The 15120-nt window shown below is 69.9% G+C and carries 14 protein-coding genes and 1 riboswitch; of the genes, 7 read left to right on the plus strand and 7 right to left on the minus strand.

Translation table 11 applies throughout. From position 1 onward, the window contains the following. The first annotated feature begins 56 nt into the window (after positions 1 to 56). From OIE53_RS07790 to gcvP, 3 genes are all read left to right on the plus strand, one after another. Positions 57 to 644, plus strand: a complete 588-nt coding sequence (locus OIE53_RS07790; protein ID WP_327025901.1) for a MerR family transcriptional regulator — start codon at positions 57 to 59, stop codon at positions 642 to 644. A 48-nt stretch (positions 645 to 692) separates the two neighbouring features. Next, on the plus strand, positions 693 to 1550 hold the full coding sequence (locus OIE53_RS07795) for an NAD-dependent protein deacetylase (RefSeq protein ID WP_327025902.1): 858 nt from the start codon (positions 693 to 695) through the stop codon (positions 1548 to 1550). A gap of 90 nt (positions 1551 to 1640) precedes the next feature. Further along, positions 1641 to 1739, plus strand: a riboswitch (glycine riboswitch). A gap of 79 nt (positions 1740 to 1818) precedes the next feature. Continuing rightward, entirely contained in the window at positions 1819 to 4641 is a 2823-nt protein-coding gene (gene gcvP, locus OIE53_RS07800) for an aminomethyl-transferring glycine dehydrogenase (protein ID WP_327025903.1), read from the plus strand. A 129-nt stretch (positions 4642 to 4770) separates the two neighbouring features. Here the strand turns inward: gcvP and OIE53_RS07805 are convergent, their stop codons facing one another. Next, complete coding sequence (locus tag OIE53_RS07805) at positions 4771 to 4971, minus strand: DUF5999 family protein (RefSeq protein WP_327025904.1); 201 nt, start codon at positions 4969 to 4971, stop codon at positions 4771 to 4773. A 96-nt stretch (positions 4972 to 5067) separates the two neighbouring features. On the opposite strand from OIE53_RS07805, the gene OIE53_RS07810 reads away from it, so the two are divergent. Both OIE53_RS07810 and def read left to right on the plus strand, forming a co-directional pair. Continuing rightward, the gene (locus OIE53_RS07810; protein ID WP_327025905.1) at positions 5068 to 6282 is read left to right on the plus strand and encodes a chorismate-binding protein; all 1215 of its coding nucleotides are present in this window, start codon (positions 5068 to 5070) and stop codon (positions 6280 to 6282) included. A 32-nt stretch (positions 6283 to 6314) separates the two neighbouring features. Beyond that, the gene (gene def / locus OIE53_RS07815) at positions 6315 to 6818 is read left to right on the plus strand and encodes a peptide deformylase (protein ID WP_327025906.1); all 504 of its coding nucleotides are present in this window, start codon (positions 6315 to 6317) and stop codon (positions 6816 to 6818) included. On the opposite strand, the gene OIE53_RS07820 is transcribed toward def, so the two are convergent. Genes OIE53_RS07820 through OIE53_RS07830 form a run of 3 tightly spaced genes read right to left on the minus strand, consistent with a single transcriptional unit; the run spans position 6804 to position 8980 of the window. After that, positions 6804 to 7370, minus strand: coding sequence for a GNAT family N-acetyltransferase (locus tag OIE53_RS07820; protein ID WP_327025907.1), 567 nt, complete (start codon positions 7368 to 7370; stop codon positions 6804 to 6806). The two genes, def and OIE53_RS07820, sit on opposite strands and share 15 nt — an antisense overlap. Before the next feature lie 47 nt (positions 7371 to 7417). Continuing rightward, positions 7418 to 8188, minus strand: a complete 771-nt coding sequence (locus OIE53_RS07825) for a GNAT family N-acetyltransferase (protein ID WP_327025908.1) — start codon at positions 8186 to 8188, stop codon at positions 7418 to 7420. A 12-nt stretch (positions 8189 to 8200) separates the two neighbouring features. Further along, positions 8201 to 8980 carry a TSUP family transporter gene (locus OIE53_RS07830; protein WP_327025909.1) on the minus strand — a complete coding sequence of 260 codons (780 nt, stop codon included), beginning with the start codon at positions 8978 to 8980 and terminating at the stop codon, positions 8201 to 8203. Positions 8981 to 9156: 176 nt separating this feature from the next. On the opposite strand from OIE53_RS07830, the gene OIE53_RS07835 reads away from it, so the two are divergent. Together OIE53_RS07835 and OIE53_RS07840 are read left to right on the plus strand one after the other, a co-directional pair. Further along, a complete protein-coding gene (locus OIE53_RS07835; protein ID WP_327025910.1) occupies positions 9157 to 9930 on the plus strand; it encodes an endonuclease/exonuclease/phosphatase family protein in 774 nt (257 codons plus the stop codon). Between the two features lie 772 nt (positions 9931 to 10702). Beyond that, positions 10703 to 11023 carry a helix-turn-helix domain-containing protein gene (locus OIE53_RS07840; RefSeq protein ID WP_327025911.1) on the plus strand — a complete coding sequence of 107 codons (321 nt, stop codon included), beginning with the start codon at positions 10703 to 10705 and terminating at the stop codon, positions 11021 to 11023. Positions 11024 to 11182: 159 nt separating this feature from the next. Here the strand turns inward: OIE53_RS07840 and OIE53_RS07845 are convergent, their stop codons facing one another. The 3 genes from OIE53_RS07845 to OIE53_RS07855 form a co-directional block, all read right to left on the minus strand. Then, positions 11183 to 12184, minus strand: a complete 1002-nt coding sequence (locus tag OIE53_RS07845; protein ID WP_327025912.1) for a tyrosine-type recombinase/integrase — start codon at positions 12182 to 12184, stop codon at positions 11183 to 11185. A gap of 938 nt (positions 12185 to 13122) precedes the next feature. Further along, positions 13123 to 14526, minus strand: coding sequence for a hypothetical protein (locus OIE53_RS07850; protein ID WP_327025913.1), 1404 nt, complete (start codon positions 14524 to 14526; stop codon positions 13123 to 13125). Then, entirely contained in the window at positions 14523 to 15050 is a 528-nt protein-coding gene (locus OIE53_RS07855; protein WP_327025914.1) for a SigE family RNA polymerase sigma factor, read from the minus strand. The genes OIE53_RS07850 and OIE53_RS07855 overlap by 4 nt, the downstream gene beginning before the upstream one ends. Positions 15051 to 15120: the final 70 nt, after the last annotated feature.

Genomic DNA, 15120 nt, shown 5'->3' on the forward strand with positions numbered 1-15120 from the left:
TCGAGGGGCGCGCGTCTAGGAAGGCGTGTCGCCGCACTGACGGGGAGGTTGTCCGGATGCACGAGCCGCAGGATTCCGATCCGGTTACGGGGCTGGACGAGTCGGGTGGGACGCCCGGTTCGGCGACTGACAGTGACGGTGCGGTGGGGTACCGGGGTGTGACGGCGTGCCACGCGGTGGGCATCAGCTACCGGCAGTTGGATTACTGGGCGCGTACGACGCTTGTGGTGCCCAGTGTGCGGGACGCTTCGGGTTCGGGCACGCAGCGGTTGTACTCGTTCCGGGACCTGGTGGTGTTGAAGGTCGTGAAGCGGCTGTTGGACGCCGGGGTGTCGTTGCAGAACATCCGTAAGGCGATCGAGGCGTTGCGGTCGCGTGGGGTGGAGGATCTGGCGGGCATCACCTTGATCTCCGACGGGACGACGGTGTACGAGTGCCGGTCGCCGGAGGAGGTGGTCGACCTGTTGCAGGGCGGCCAGGGGGTGTTCGGCATCGCGATCGGTGGCGCGTTCAAGGAGATCCAGGGTTCGTTGTCGCATCTGCCGGCGGAGCCGGCCGGGGTGGCCGTGGAGCCGGAGCAGCCGCAGGAACCGGCGGTGGGTGACGAGTTGGCGGCCCGCCGGGCACGCCGACGGGCCGGCTGACCCCTTCCGGGGGCGGCGGTTGGTCGTGGCCTGCCGGTCTGGGGCAGCATGGGTCGGGTGGAGGATGTGATCGACCCGGTGGCCCGGCTGGTGTCCGGCGGCGGGGTGGTGGTGCTCAGCGGGGCCGGGTTGTCCACCGAGTCAGGTATTCCGGACTATCGGGGGCCCAGTGGGGTGGCCCGGCGGCACACCCCGATGACCTACCAGATGTTCGTCGGCGACCCGGAGGCTCGGCGCCGCTACTGGGCGCGTAGTCATCTGGGGTGGCGGTTGATGACGCAGGCCGCGCCGAACGACGGCCACCGGGCGGTGGCCCGCCTCCAGCAGGCCGGTCTGGTCAGCGGGATCATCACCCAGAATGTGGACGGGCTGCACACTGCGGCTGGTGGTCGGGACGTGGTGGAGTTGCACGGGCGGCTCGACGCGGTGATCTGCCTGGGGTGTGGGGACCGCAGTACCCGGCAGGAGTTGGACGCTCGGCTGCGTCGGGTGAATCCGGACTTCGCCGGCCGGGCTGCCGCGATCAACCCGGACGGTGATGTGGATCTCGATGATGCGCAGGTGGCCGGGTTCCGTACGGTCGACTGTGTGACCTGTGGTGGGTTGCTCAAGCCCGACGTGGTGTTCTTCGGGGAGACCGTGCCGGCGGGGCGGGTGCGGCGGTGTTTCGCGATGGTGGCGCAGGCCCGGCTGCTGCTGGTGTTGGGGTCGTCGTTGACGGTGCTGTCGGGGCGTCGGTTCGTCACCGCGGCGGCGCGGGCCGGCATCCCGGTGGTGATCGTCAACCAGGGGGCGACGCGCGGCGACGGGCTGGCCCTGCTGCGGGTGGATGCCCCGTTGGGGCGGGTGTTGCCGGCTCTGGCCGACCGGCTGGTCGCCGGCGCCGGGGTGACGCTGCCGGGTTGACGGTGCCGCCGGTGGCGGTGGGGCCTGCGGCTGACCGATCCCGCCGGTGTGTGCGGGTGAGGAGGGCGCTGGTAGCGTTGATCGTGCCGTAGTACCCGCGTGGGAGAGACCGTCCTGGCGTGGCCGGGTCGGCGCCGAAGGGGCAAATCCTCCCCGGAACCTCTCAGGCAAAAGGACCGCGTCGGGACAGGCACTGTGGAGCGCCCCGTGGGTGCGACAGAGGGGGAGGGCCGCCCTGTCGACCCCCATCTGTGCGGGAGCCTCACCCATGACCACGGACCTGTTCGCCGACCGTCACATCGGTCCCGGCCCGGACGACGAGCGCCGGATGTTGGAGACCGTCGGGTACGCCTCGATCGACGAGTTGATGGACGCGGCGATTCCGGAGGTGATCCGCTGGCACGGCCGGTTGGATCTGCCGGAGCCGGCCAGTGAACCGGAGGCCCTGGCCGAGCTGCGGGCCCTGGCGGGCGGCAACACGGTCGCCGTGTCGATGATCGGGTTGGGGTATCACGGTACGCACACCCCGGCGGTGATCCGCCGTAACGTGCTGGAGAATCCGGCCTGGTACACCGCGTACACCCCGTATCAGCCGGAGATCAGTCAGGGCCGGTTGGAGGCGCTGCTGAACTTCCAGACGATGGTGTCGGACCTGACCGGTCTGGCGACCGCGAACGCTTCCATGCTGGATGAGGGCACCGCGGCGGCGGAGGCGATGACCTTGGCGCGGCGGGCGTCGAAGAGTCGCAGTGCCGTGTATGTGGTGGACGCCGACACCCTGCCGCAGACCATCGCGGTGATCACCGGCCGGGCGCAGCCGCTCGGCATCGAGGTGCGGATCGTCGATGTGGATCGGGACGAGTTGCCGGCGGAGTTCTTCGGCCTGCACCTGCAGTATCCGGGGGCCTCCGGGGCGGTGCGTGATCATGCCGGGCTGGTGGAGGCCGCCCATGCGGTGGGGGCGTTGGTGACCGTCGCGGCGGATTTGCTGGCGTTGACGCTGCTGCGTGCGCCGGGGGAGATCGGGGTGGACATCGCCGCGGGCACCACCCAACGGTTCGGGGTGCCGATGGGCTTCGGTGGACCGCACGCCGGGTATCTGGCGGTCCGGCGGGGTCTGGAGCGGATGTTGCCGGGCCGGCTGGTCGGGGTGTCCCGGGACGTCGCCGGGGATGCGGCGTTCCGGTTGGCGTTGCAGACCCGTGAGCAGCACATCCGGCGGGAGAAGGCGACCAGCAACATCTGCACCGCGCAGGTGCTGCTGGCGGTGATGGCCGGCATGTACGCCGTCTACCACGGCCCGGACGGGCTGCGGCGCATCGCGGGGCGTACCCATGAGATGGCCGCCCGGATGGCGGCTGGTCTGCGTGCCGGTGGGGTCGAGGTGGCCGAGGTGCCGTTCTTCGACACGGTCACCGCTACGGTGCCGGGTCGGGCGGGGCGGGTGGTCGCGGCGGCGGCCGAGCGGGGGGTGAACCTGCGGCTGGTCGACGCGGACCGGGTGGGGATTGCCTGCGACGAGACCACCACCGAGGCGCATCTGGCGCAGGTGTGGGCGGCGTTCGAGGTGCCCGGCATCGAGGGTGAGGTGGCCACGGCGTTGCCGGCCGGGTTGGCCCGTACCTCAGACTTCCTGACCCATCCGGTGTTCCGCAGCCACCATTCGGAGACGGCGATGCTGCGGTATCTGCGGCGTCTGGCCGACCTGGACTACGCCCTGGACCGGGGCATGATCCCGTTGGGTTCGTGCACCATGAAACTCAACGCGACCACGGAGATGGAGCCGATCAGCTGGGCGGAGTTCGCGCATCTGCACCCGTTCGCCCCGGCGGAGCAGACCACCGGCTACCGGACGATGATCGCCCAGTTGGAGGGCTGGCTGGCGGAGGTCACCGGCTACGACGCGGTCAGTGTGCAACCCAACGCCGGTTCACAGGGGGAGTTGGCGGGTCTGCTGGCGATCCGCGCCTACCACCACAGCCGGGGCCAGGGGCACCGCGACGTGTGTCTGATCCCGTCGTCGGCGCACGGCACCAACGCCGCCAGCGCGGTGATGGCCGGGATGCGGGTGGTGGTGGTCGGCTGCGACGCCGACGGCAACGTCGACCTGGTCGACCTGGACATGAAGATCGAGGCCCACGCCGACACCCTGGCGGCGATCATGGTGACCTACCCGTCGACCCACGGGGTGTACGAGACCGGCATAGCGTCGCTGTGCGCGAAGGTCCACGACGCCGGCGGGCAGGTGTATGTCGACGGGGCGAACCTGAACGCGTTGGTCGGGTTCGCGAAGCCGGGCCGGTTCGGGGCGGACGTGTCGCACCTGAATCTGCACAAGACCTTCTGCATTCCGCACGGCGGGGGTGGCCCGGGGGTGGGTCCGGTGGCGGTACGGGCGCACTTGGCGCCGTTTCTGCCCGGTGACCCGGTCGGTGAGCCGGTGGCGGGGCGGCCGGCGATCTCGGCGGCCCGGTACGGGTCGGCGGGGATCCTGCCGATCCCGTGGGTGTATCTGCGGATGATGGGCGCGCAGGGGCTGGCCCGGGCGACCGGGATGGCGGTGCTGGCGGCCAACTATGTGGCGGCGCGGCTGCGGGCACACTTCCCGGTGCTGTACGCCGGCAACAAGGGGCTGGTGGCCCACGAGTGCATCCTGGATCTGCGGGCGTTGACGAAGGCGGCCGGGATCAGTGTCGACGATGTGGCCAAGCGGCTGATCGACTACGGGTTCCACGCCCCGACGATGTCGTTCCCGGTGGCCGGCACCTTGATGGTGGAGCCGACGGAGAGTGAGGATCTGGCCGAGCTGGACCGGTTCTGCGAGGCGATGATCGCCATCCGGGCGGAGATCGACGCGGTGGCGGCGGGGCAGTGGCCGGCCGGTGACAATCCGCTGGTCAACGCGCCGCACACGGCGGCGATGGTCTCCGGTGACCAGTGGCCGCATCCGTACCCGCGGTCGGTGGGCGGCTATCCGGCCGGGGTGGATCGGGTGGCTAAGTACTGGCCGCCGGTGCGGCGGGTGGACGGCGGCTACGGCGACCGGAACCTGGTCTGCTCGTGCCCGTCACCGCAGGCCTACGAGGACTGACGGGCGGGGTGTGCTCCGGGGGCGGGCTGGTGCCGCCCCCGGCGGTACGCCGACCTGGTTGTGACCGGCGCCGGGGTGGGGGACTAGCCTGGGGCGACGCGGGAAAGGTCGTGACGGATCGTGGTCGGTTCAGGCGGCGAGGGCGTGTCGGGCGGGGCCGCGGTGCGGTGCGATGCTGCTGCCGTCGGGCAGTAGTTCGCCGGTGTCCTCGAAGACGATGACGCCGTTGCAGAGCAGGCTCCAGCCCTGTTCAGGAAAACCGGCGATGGCCTTGGCGGCTTCCCGGTCGGTGGCTTCGGCGGAGGGGCAGGTGGGTTGGTGCTGGCACATCGGGTTCTCCGGACTGTGGGGGCACTGTGTCATGGTTCACATGACCAGTGACGCACAGTACCAAGCGAAAGCACGCGGCATCGAGCAGATCTCCGCGTGGTGCGTGGGAAATCCACTGAACGGATGAACACCCCTCACCCAGACGTCGTGGAAGCGCTCCCACGCATGGTCATCGATCCACCGGCCGCCCCCACCGCCTGTCGCGGCCACCTCACCGAACGTGCCCGCTGGCAGTGGCGACCCGCCGACGGCGGCGACCCCGCCACCGGAATCCAGGACTTCCTCACCGACCACGGCCTACCCCTGCACGACCTGGCCCGCCCCACACCCGGCCGCCACCACGACCACACCGTCTGCGGCGCCGCCCTCTACGTCTCCGCCACCGCCGGCACCCTCATGATCGGCGGCACCCCCGGCCCACCCAGCCCCGCCGACCTACCCGACATCGCCGTCGTCGTCTACAGCCACACCGACACCCCACCACCGGCGGCCACCCCCACCACCGGCTGGTGGCGCGGCCCCTGGACCGAAAGCTGGACCCCACACCAACACGCCACCGCCGTCGAACAGGTCCGCCACGCCATCGCCCGCGGCGACGTCTACCAGGTCAACCTCGTCGGCCACGCCGCCGCCCCCTACGCCGGCAACCCCCTACCCGCCCTGGCCCGCCTCGGCCGACTACCCGGCGCCCGCTACGGCGGAGTCCTCACCGGCCCCGACTGGGCCATCGGCTGCGCCAGCCCGGAAACCCTCATCGAAGTCCACCACGGCACCCTCACCACCCGCCCCATCAAAGGCACCCGCCCCGCCACCCGCGCCGGCCGGGCCGACCTGCTCGCCTCCGCCAAGGAACGCGCCGAACACATCATGATCGTCGACCTGGAACGCAACGACCTGGCCCGCATCGCCGCCACCGGCAGCGTCCGCGTCGACGACCTGTTCGCCGTACGCCGCTGGTGCGACCTGTGGCAAGCCGAATCCACCATCCGCGCCCAGGCCGCCGACGGCCTCAGCCTCGCCGACCTGCTCCGCGCCGTCTGCCCCGGCGGCTCCGTCACCGGCGCCCCGAAACTGGCCGCCCTGCACCAGATCGCCACCCTGGAACCCGTCGGCCGCGGCGCCAGCATGGGCGGCCTCGGCTGGATCAGCCCCGGACACATCGACCTCGGCCTGACCATCCGCACCGCCGCAGTCGACCGCGAAGCCGTCCACGTCTGGGCCGGCGGCGGCATCACCGCAGACAGCGACCCCCACGCCGAAGTCGCCGAAGCCGCCGCCAAGACCACCCCCGTACGCGCCGCCCTGCACTGACCAGCCGGCACCCACCGACTAGCCTTTCGCCCATGACCCTGCGCGACATCCGCATCATCGGCGACCCGGTACTACGCACCCCCAGCGAACCGGTCACCAGCTTCGACACCGAACTCCGCGCCCTGGTCACCGACCTGATGGACACCCTGCTCGGCAAACCCGGCCGCGCCGGCGTCGCCGCCCCCCAGATCGGCGTCAACGCCCAGGTCTTCGTCTACGACGCCGACGGCCACCGCGGCCACATGATCAACCCCACCCTCGAACTGTCCGACGAACTCCAGGACGACGACGAGGGCTGCCTGTCCGTCCCCGGCCTCTACTTCCCGACCCCCCGCGCCCTGCACGCCACCGCCCACGGCTACGACCAGCACGGCGAACCCCTCACCATCGCCGGCAGCGGCTTCCTCGCCCGCGCCCTGCAACACGAAACCGACCACCTGCACGGTCGCCTCTACGTCGACACCCTGCACGGCGAAACCCGACGCCGCGCCCTACGCGAGATCCGCGCCGGACGCTTCCACTCACCCCGCCGCTGACGCCTCCCACTGCCGGCGGGTGATCTCGTACTCCACCTCACCCCGCTCCGAACCCGGCAACGGATCCGGCCACGACTGGTGGAAGGTCCGCACATACCGCATCCCCACCGCCGCCATCGTCGCCCGCGACGCCACATTCACCGCCATCGTCTCCGCGAACACCCGCGACAACCCCAGCTCCACGAAACCGTGCCGGATCAACTCCCGGGCACCCTCACTGGCCAACCCCCGCCGCCACCACCGACGCGCCAACCGGTAACCCAGCTCCGCCTGCCCGGCCACCGGCCCCTGATCGGCCCGCTGCGGCGGCTCCAACAACCACCAACCGACGAACTCACCCTCGACCAGACCGGCCCAGAACCCCAACCCCGGCACCTGCCCGGCCACCGCCAACCGCCGCCGATGCACCTCACGCACCTGCTCGGCCGAGCGCACCGGCCCCAGGAACCGCATCACCTCCGCATCGGCGTCCAACTCGATCTCACCGGCCAGATGCTCATCCGCCAACGGCACCAACACCAACCGGGCCGTCCGCAACGTCGCCTGAGTCACCGGCGCATTCTGCCCACCCCCGGCCCGCCGACGCTACCGAGAACCCCTCAGCAGCCGACCGCCCGCAGATCGAACTCCCCGTACTCGGCCACCCGACGGAAACCCAGCCGCTCATACAACCGCACCGCGGCACCGTTGTCCGCCTTCACGTTCAACGTCACATGCTCCACCTCGGCCCGCAGCAACCCACACAACCGGGCCACCACCGCCGAGGCCAACCCCCGACCACGCCAGGCCGGATGAGTGGTCACATTGCCCAACGCCGCCACCTGAAAAGCGGGGGAGTACACGTGCACCCCCGCCACCGCCACCAGAGCGCCCTCGGCCCACACCCCCACATACCTGCCGGTGTCCACCATCCGCGGATCGAACCAGTTCCCCGGATACGCCACCTCGTACAACTCGCGCAACGCCGGCAGATGCCCACGACCCAACACCTCACCGGCCGCCACCACCCCCGCCAACCCGTCAGGCTCCGTCAACGCCATCTTCAGATGCGCACCAGAGGACACCACCCGGAAGGCACCCGCCAACCCCTGCTCCACACCGGGGGACAGGTGCGCCCACAACCGGGCCGGCAACACCGGCGCCAACTCCGCCACCAACGCCGCCGACTCCCCGACCCCCTCCGGCCGGGCCAACACCACCAACGTCGGCGGACGCGCCCCGTGATACAGCAACGCCACCGCCTCACCCCGCCGATACCACGAGGTGTACGGCCAGAAGAACTCGTCCAGATCACCCAACTCGTAGGCGTGCAGCCGCGGATCCCGACCCAACAACCCCGCCAACACCCGGCGATCATGCTCCGCGCGCACCCGCACCCACCCTCAGCCGGCCAGCCACTGGTCGTACCCCAACTTCGCCACCAACGCCACCACCACCACCAGCAACACCACCCGCACGAACCCGGCCCCCCGCCGCACCGCCATCCGAGCCCCCACCATCGCCCCCGCGATGTTGCACACCGCCATCGCCGCACCCAACAACCACCACACGTTCCCGGTCACCGCGAACACCGCCAGGGCCCCCGCGTTCGTACCCGCGTTCACCACCTTCGCCATCGCCGAACCCTGCAGGAAATCCGCCCCCACCAACGTGGTGAACGCCAACACCAGAAACGTCCCCGTACCCGGACCGATCAACCCGTCATAGGTGGCGATACCCAACCCCGCCACCAACACCGCCACCACGATCCGCTTACGGGTCCGCCGCTGCGGCACCGCCACCACCCCCAACCGGGGCCGCAACAACACGAACAACGCCACCAGCAACAACACCACCAACACCACCGGCCGGTACGCAGACGGCGGCACCGCCCCCGCCAACGCCGCACCCACCCCCGCACACACCACCGCCACCGCCGCCGCCGGACCCGCCACCGCCCAGTCGATCTTCGTACGGCGGGCGAAGGTCAACGCCGCCGTCGCCGTACCCGCGATCGCCGCCAACTTGTTCGTCCCCAACGCGGTAGCCGGCGGCATCCCCGGCGCCGCCACCAACAACGCCGGCAACAGCAACAACCCACCGCCACCGACCACCGCATCCACCCACCCGGCCAACGCAGCAGCCGTCAGCAGGATCGACACGGTCAAAGGATCAAGCTCCACGCGCGCATTCTGCCCACCACAACCCCCCTGACGTGGGCACCTGTGGCCAGCCTCACCGGCCCCGCCACCTGCGCACCCACACCCCCAGCACCCCCACGACCACAAAAACCACCATCGAACAGAACAGACCCCTCGCCATCTCCAAAATGTGCCACCCCCGTAGCTAAGGTGACACCGTGCGCCTGGCCACGTTCAACCTGCTGCACGGCCGATCACTGACCGACGGACTGGTCGACCCGAACCGCCTGGCCGCCGCCGTCACCGCCCTCGACGCCGACGTCCTCGCCCTCCAGGAAGTCGACCGCGACCAGTCCCGCAGCGGCAACCTGGACCTCACCGCCATCGCCGCCCAAGCCCTCAACGCCGACGAACACCGCTTCGCCGCCGCCGTCGTCGGCACCCCCGGCATCGCCTTCCGCCCCCTCACCCACGACGACGACGGCCACGGCGAACCCTGCTACGGCGTCGGCCTGATCTCCCGCCACCCCGTCACCACCTGGCAGGTCACCCGCCTACGAGCCGCCCCCGTACGCTCCCCGGTCTACGCACCCGGCCCCGGCCTCATCCTGCTCCGCGACGAACCCCGCGTCCTGCTCGCCGCCGTCCTGGACACCCCCCACGGACAACTCACCGTCGCCGCCACCCACCTGTCCTTCGTCCCCGGCTGGAACATCCACCAACTCCGCCAGGTCGTCCGCGCCCTACGCACCCTGCCCGCCCCCCGAATCCTGCTCGGCGACCTCAACCTGCCCGCCTGGGCCACCCGACTCACCACCGGCTGGCACCTGCTCGGCCGCCGACCCACCTACCCGGCCGCCGCACCCCGCGTCCAACTCGACCACGCCATCGCCGACCGGCGCGGCTTCACCCACCTGCCCCCGGTCACCGCGGTACGCACCCCACTGTCGACCATCTCCGACCACCGGCCCCTGCTGGTCGACCTCGGCTGACCCACCTGCAGGTGACCGCACAGACGTCATCGGACCCGGAGCCCACCTGCTCACGGAACTGGGGAATCAGCCGATGGTCGCCACCGTCCGCAGAGGCGCCTACCGCGCCGCCGTAACCCGCCGAAGCCGAGGACACCACCGCCTCTACTGAGCCTTGGTCGGCTCACCGAGAAAATCTGGTCCCAAGTAGCTAGATATTCCCGGTGGGGTTGGGTAAGGTTTGCCTCGTTGACAACGAAGATCGGTTAAAAGACGCCGACGAAACAGACCGAGCATCAAGCAGGGCCCGGAACTTCTCGCGGCTCGCTCGGCACCAGCGGTGGAAACACATCACCGCACACAGCAAGGTAAGTGCAGGTCAAGACCTTGACGTAACTCCAGGTCAAGGCAACCGCAGGCAGGGCCGATGCAGGTTCAGGGCTCCGCCTGACGCAGAAAAGATCCGCCGTCCGTGTCTGGGCCGTGTAGTTGCGTGGGCTCCGACACCGGCGGACAGCACCACAGGTATCGGAAGAAGAGGAAAGGGAGGGCTGGACGCCGTTGGATCGCCCGCCGCCAGGATGCAGTCGCAGTTCTGCGGCGGACACCGTAGTCCCATCGAATGTGAGGTGGTCTCCGGTCACGCTTATGCGATCCTCGCACCGCCTGTCGCTGACAGTCGCACGGTGCGGAAACGAGAACCCGACGAACTCGTCGGTAGATGGTGTATTCAACCCGTAACCCCGGGCCCCGGCGATTCCCTCGCCGGGGCCCTCGTCATGGAGAGGTATGCATGGCCCAACCCGACGACGTGCTCGACGACGACAACTACCCCGCCTACACCATGGGCCGCGCTGCGGAGATCGTGGGCACCTCGCAGGACTTCCTGCGCCGCCTCGACGAGGCAAAGCTGATCATCCCGTTCCGCTCCGCCGGCGGACACCGCCGCTACTCCCGCTACCAACTGCGCTTGGCAGCACGAGCCCGGGAGATGGTCGACCACGGCACGGCCCTCGAAGCCGCATGCCGGATCATCATCCTCGAAGACCAGCTGGAAGAAGCCCTCCAGCAGAACCGGAACCACCAGCGCCGTCGGCAATCCGGCGCCGCCTGACCCCACGCCTCACGGTCCTTCTCTGTCATTGAGGGGGACCGTTTGTCGTACCCGGATCACCCCCGTGAGTATCGGTAGGTGCGTCTCGGTGCCCAACAGTCCGTCGAGCGCGTCGGAGACCCCGAGCACCGCCACCGTCCTGCCGGCGATCCTGACCACTCAACCTGCCTGAGACCGCACCAACCCGACCAGGGCCCGATTCGTGCGGTTGGCCCGCACCGCCTCCCGCTGCTGCGCCGCGGTCACCTCGATGTAGGTCTGCGACGACGCCAACGAGGCATGTCCCAGCAACCGCATGATCTCCGCCGCCCCGGCACCGTCCTCCGCCAGACGGGTGGCGAAGGTGTGCCGCAACGCGTGCAACCGCGCCCCACGCGGCACCCGGTCACCGATCCCGGCCCGCCGGTAACAGGACTCCACCAGATACTGCAGACCACCCCGGCGCAGCGGCTCACCCCGCCGGTCCACCAACAACGGCGCATCCGGGCGCACCGTACGCGCACCGAACCGGCGCACCCGGCTGTCCAGATAGGCCGACAGCACCTCGTCCAGGCCCGGCTCCACCGGCAACACCCGAGGCCGCCCACCCTTGCCGGCCACCTCCACCCGACGCTCACCGGGCCTACCCCCCAGGGAACCGACCCGCAGAGCCAACAGCTCCGACAACCGCAACCCCGCACACAACGCCAGCGCCAGCACCGCCACGTCCCGCTCCGGCCAGGGGTCACGCTGCCGCCCCTCACCCCGCGCCATCGAGGCCAGCAACTGCTCCGGGGTGTCCTCACCCCGCAGCGGCTTCGGCTGGGGGAGCGGGGTGCGAGGACGACCCACCGCCGGCATCGGGTTGCCCGGCACCACCTGCTCGGCCACCAGGAAGGTGAAGAAGCTGTTCCAGGTGGACCAGGCCCGACCCACCGAGGCGGCGGCCCGGTCGGCGGCGAACCGGGCGAAGGCCGCCCGCAGCAGGCCGGGGGAGAGGGCACCGATCCGAAGGTCGGCAAGGGGGAGGGGAGGGGTGGCCAGCTCCGCGGCGAGACCCGCCACCGCGGTCAGATCCCGTCGGTACGCGGCCTGAGTGTGGGCAGAAGGCTTGCGGGTGGCCCGTGCCGTCAGAAACGCCTCGATCAGCCCCACAACCCTGCCGTCCGATTTGTCATGCATAAGGCATATTATGCATGTTCTTCGCATTGACTGGCAAGTCAAAGGGGGAGTAGCCCCTGGAAGAACAGCCAGGCGCCTAGCGGGGATCCCAGCTGGCAGTCAGAAGGTGCCCGTCAGGAAACCGGTGCGACCGCACCGAGGCGCGGCGAGCGGTTGACGCCCGTCCCTGCCTCCGTCGAAGCGTGATCAACGCAGCCTGAGGGCGGGGCGGCCCGACCATCGCCGCGCGGTGCAGACCGGGAACCGGGCCGCGCAGCGAGTGCATGCCCGAGGCGCCCCCACCCTGTTGATCATGAGGTTGACGGCAGTCGCTGATCTCAACGGTGCCGCCAACCTCATGATCAACAGGGTGTTTCGGGGGGGCGCGTGCCCGAGGTCGCGTAAGGTGCCGTGTGCCTGGTCGCGTGAGGCGCGATCATGACAAACGCGCCCACCTTGGTGGCGCCCGCGCGGCGATGGCGAGCTTCCGTTTGCCGCCATCGGTGTCGACCTGTGCCGGTGCTGGGCAGGCTGCCATGACGCGGCCCGCCCCGCAGCCGCCGATGCATCCGGGGTCGACCCCTGCGCGGCGACCCGCTGCGAGCCGCCCGTGGGCTGTCGGCGTACGGACGGTACCTCGCAGTGGTGTGCCGCCGGTGGCGGCGACGGACCCGCTCGCCCTGTCGGGGAGCCCCGCTCAGACTCAACTTTACATAATGTCAATTATCGAATCGGACTCCGGGTTCCAGCGGGTGCTCCTTGTGCGGGCAGGACCCGCTCAACGGCGCACCCGTCACCTCGACGGCGTGCGGTCCCGGTGAGCCACCGTCGCACACGCACGGGTACGGCAGTCGAACACGTCCGCGCACCCATGCGTCATGACGGCGTGCCCGCTGGCGTGCGCGTGAACAGCCGTGGGGATCCGGCCCCTTCCCCGGATCCCCACGGCTGTTCAGGTGTCAGCCGGTGATTCGGGTGTTCCGGGAGGCACCGGGTAGACCGCCGCTGTTGGCTTCGAAGGCCGGCACGGGTGTGCTGATGAAAGTGGTCCCGTCGGCGGTGCTGGCGCTGACGGTCGCGGGCTTGTCCTGCGGGATGGTGGTGCTGCCGAAGCCGGAGGTGTCCAGGGCGACCGGGGTCGGGGTGTTGTCCAGGGCGGTGACGGCTGCGGTGGCTGCTCCCGGTGGGGCTACCAGGTTGACGCGGTCCGTCCGGGCGTCCCCACCCTCGGCGCGCATCCGCCATGCGATGGGGCGTTGCTCAGCACCGTCCGCGGGCAGCAGCAGCCGTAGGTCGGTTCGCCAGCCGGTGGTGTCGCCGTGGATGGCGTAGGCGATGACTCCGCCGTCCGTGGGTTGGATGGTGAACAGTGCGGCGGGTTTGTCGTTGATGGTGCCGCACCAGCGCACCCGGATCGTGACGTCCTGGGCGGACAGTCGGCTGTCTCGCAACGCGTGACCGATGAACCGTGCGAGGACGGCTCGGTCTATGACGGCTCCTCGGGTGTGGCGGAGGGCGGCAGTGAGCATCTCGTCGGTCAGCTCCTGGCGGCCGGTGTCTGACCCGCTCCACCCGCCGTATACGGGACCTTCGTAGATGAGGGTGTCGCCGTTGGTGACCCGGGCGGCGAGCGCGGGCCCTCCGACCAGATCGGTGGGTGGCAGCGAGGTGACGCCGATGCCCGTACCGACGGATGAGGAGAGCTGGTGGCTTTCGACGACGCCCGTTGCGGAATAGCCCGAGAACCCATTGATCGTCACGGTGGAACCCGCGGGGCCGATGACCACTGCGGCACCCCCGTTCTCGGCGTCGCTTTCCATCCAGGTCGCCACTGCGGTGTCGGCGGTTTCGTTGCCGCCCTGTTGCATCTGTTCCGGTTCGGCTCCGGGTGGGCCGCTGAACCAGACAAGCGTCGAGTCGGTGAGCAGGCCCAGACGCAGAGGGACGAGGAGCAGCGCGATTCGGCGACCGGGTATGTCGTCGGCGTACACGATCCGGATGTCGCTGCGGTCGGTGATCCTCCACCATTCCCCCGGATTCTGCAGGTCGACAACCTGCCTGAGCAGGCCGTCCGTCCAGTTGCGGTCGGCGGCGAGATCGCCCCGTGCGGGTCCGTCCGCGAGCGGTGACGGCGACGAGGCGACGGCGATGCCGGGTACCCAACCGGGCAGGGGAATCAGGTTGGTCTGAATGGCGACGGCGGCGGCCAGGAAAGCGGCGATCGCACCGGTACGGACCCGACGTGCGCTGCGGTGACCTGCCTCCCGCCGGGTGAACCGTGGCCAGGGATCCGCCGTCACTGTCATGGTGTCAGCCTCGCTGCGGAGGGCTTCCCGGAGTCTGGTTTCCACGTTCTCGGTCATGCTGGATCCTCCTGGAGGCTGGTCTCGATGATCGTGGGCGGCGGCTCCAGGTCAGTTCGTAGCCGGGCCAGTCCTCGTGACGCCTGGCTCTTGACCGTTCCAGGTGAACAGTCGAGTAGTCGGGCGATGTCAGCCTCGCTGAGATCCTCGAAGTACCGCAGGACGAGCACGGCCCGCATTCGTGGCGGGAGGCGGCGCAGCGCCCCCAGCAACTGATGCCGGTTCTCCGCGTGCTGATAGGCGTCGGGGGTGGCGATGGTGTCGGCGTCGAGTAGTGGTACCTCGATTGTTCGGCGGCGTCGTCGCCACGACACCGCGGTGTTGATCATCGCGCGGCGGACGTATGCCCCGGGCGCGTCCTTGCGGAGAATCCGACTCCACCGCCGGTGGGTCTTCTCCAGCGCTGATTGCACCAGGTCTTCGGCGACGCCCCGGTCACCGGTGAGCAGATATGCCGTTCGGGTCAACGGTCCCCACTGCTGCAACACGAACTCGCGGAATCGTTCCTCGTCGTCATCCGGCATGAGTTGCCCATATCGTCCACCGTTTTCCTGTTCGCATGGAAGGTAGACGCTTCTTGCCGGGGGCAGGTTG

This window comes from Micromonospora sp. NBC_01739, assembly GCF_035920385.1.
Taxonomy (GTDB): Bacteria; Actinomycetota; Actinomycetes; order Mycobacteriales; family Micromonosporaceae; genus Micromonospora.

Bases quoted from the DNA above. Each gene is read 5' to 3' on its own strand.
- gcvP (WP_327025903.1), top strand. From the start codon at position 1,819: ATGACCACGGACCTGTTCGCCGACCGTCACATCGGTCCCGGCCCGGAC.
- OIE53_RS07850 (WP_327025913.1), bottom strand. From the start codon at position 14,526: ATGACCGAGAACGTGGAAACCAGACTCCGGGAAGCCCTCCGCAGCGAG.
- OIE53_RS07845 (WP_327025912.1), bottom strand. From the start codon at position 12,184: ATGCATGACAAATCGGACGGCAGGGTTGTGGGGCTGATCGAGGCGTTT.
- OIE53_RS07790 (WP_327025901.1), top strand. From the start codon at position 57: ATGCACGAGCCGCAGGATTCCGATCCGGTTACGGGGCTGGACGAGTCG.
- OIE53_RS07795 (WP_327025902.1), top strand. From the start codon at position 693: ATGGGTCGGGTGGAGGATGTGATCGACCCGGTGGCCCGGCTGGTGTCC.
- def (WP_327025906.1), top strand. From the start codon at position 6,315: ATGACCCTGCGCGACATCCGCATCATCGGCGACCCGGTACTACGCACC.
- OIE53_RS07840 (WP_327025911.1), top strand. From the start codon at position 10,703: ATGGCCCAACCCGACGACGTGCTCGACGACGACAACTACCCCGCCTAC.
- OIE53_RS07855 (WP_327025914.1), bottom strand. From the start codon at position 15,050: ATGCCGGATGACGACGAGGAACGATTCCGCGAGTTCGTGTTGCAGCAG.
- OIE53_RS07805 (WP_327025904.1), bottom strand. From the start codon at position 4,971: ATGTGCCAGCACCAACCCACCTGCCCCTCCGCCGAAGCCACCGACCGG.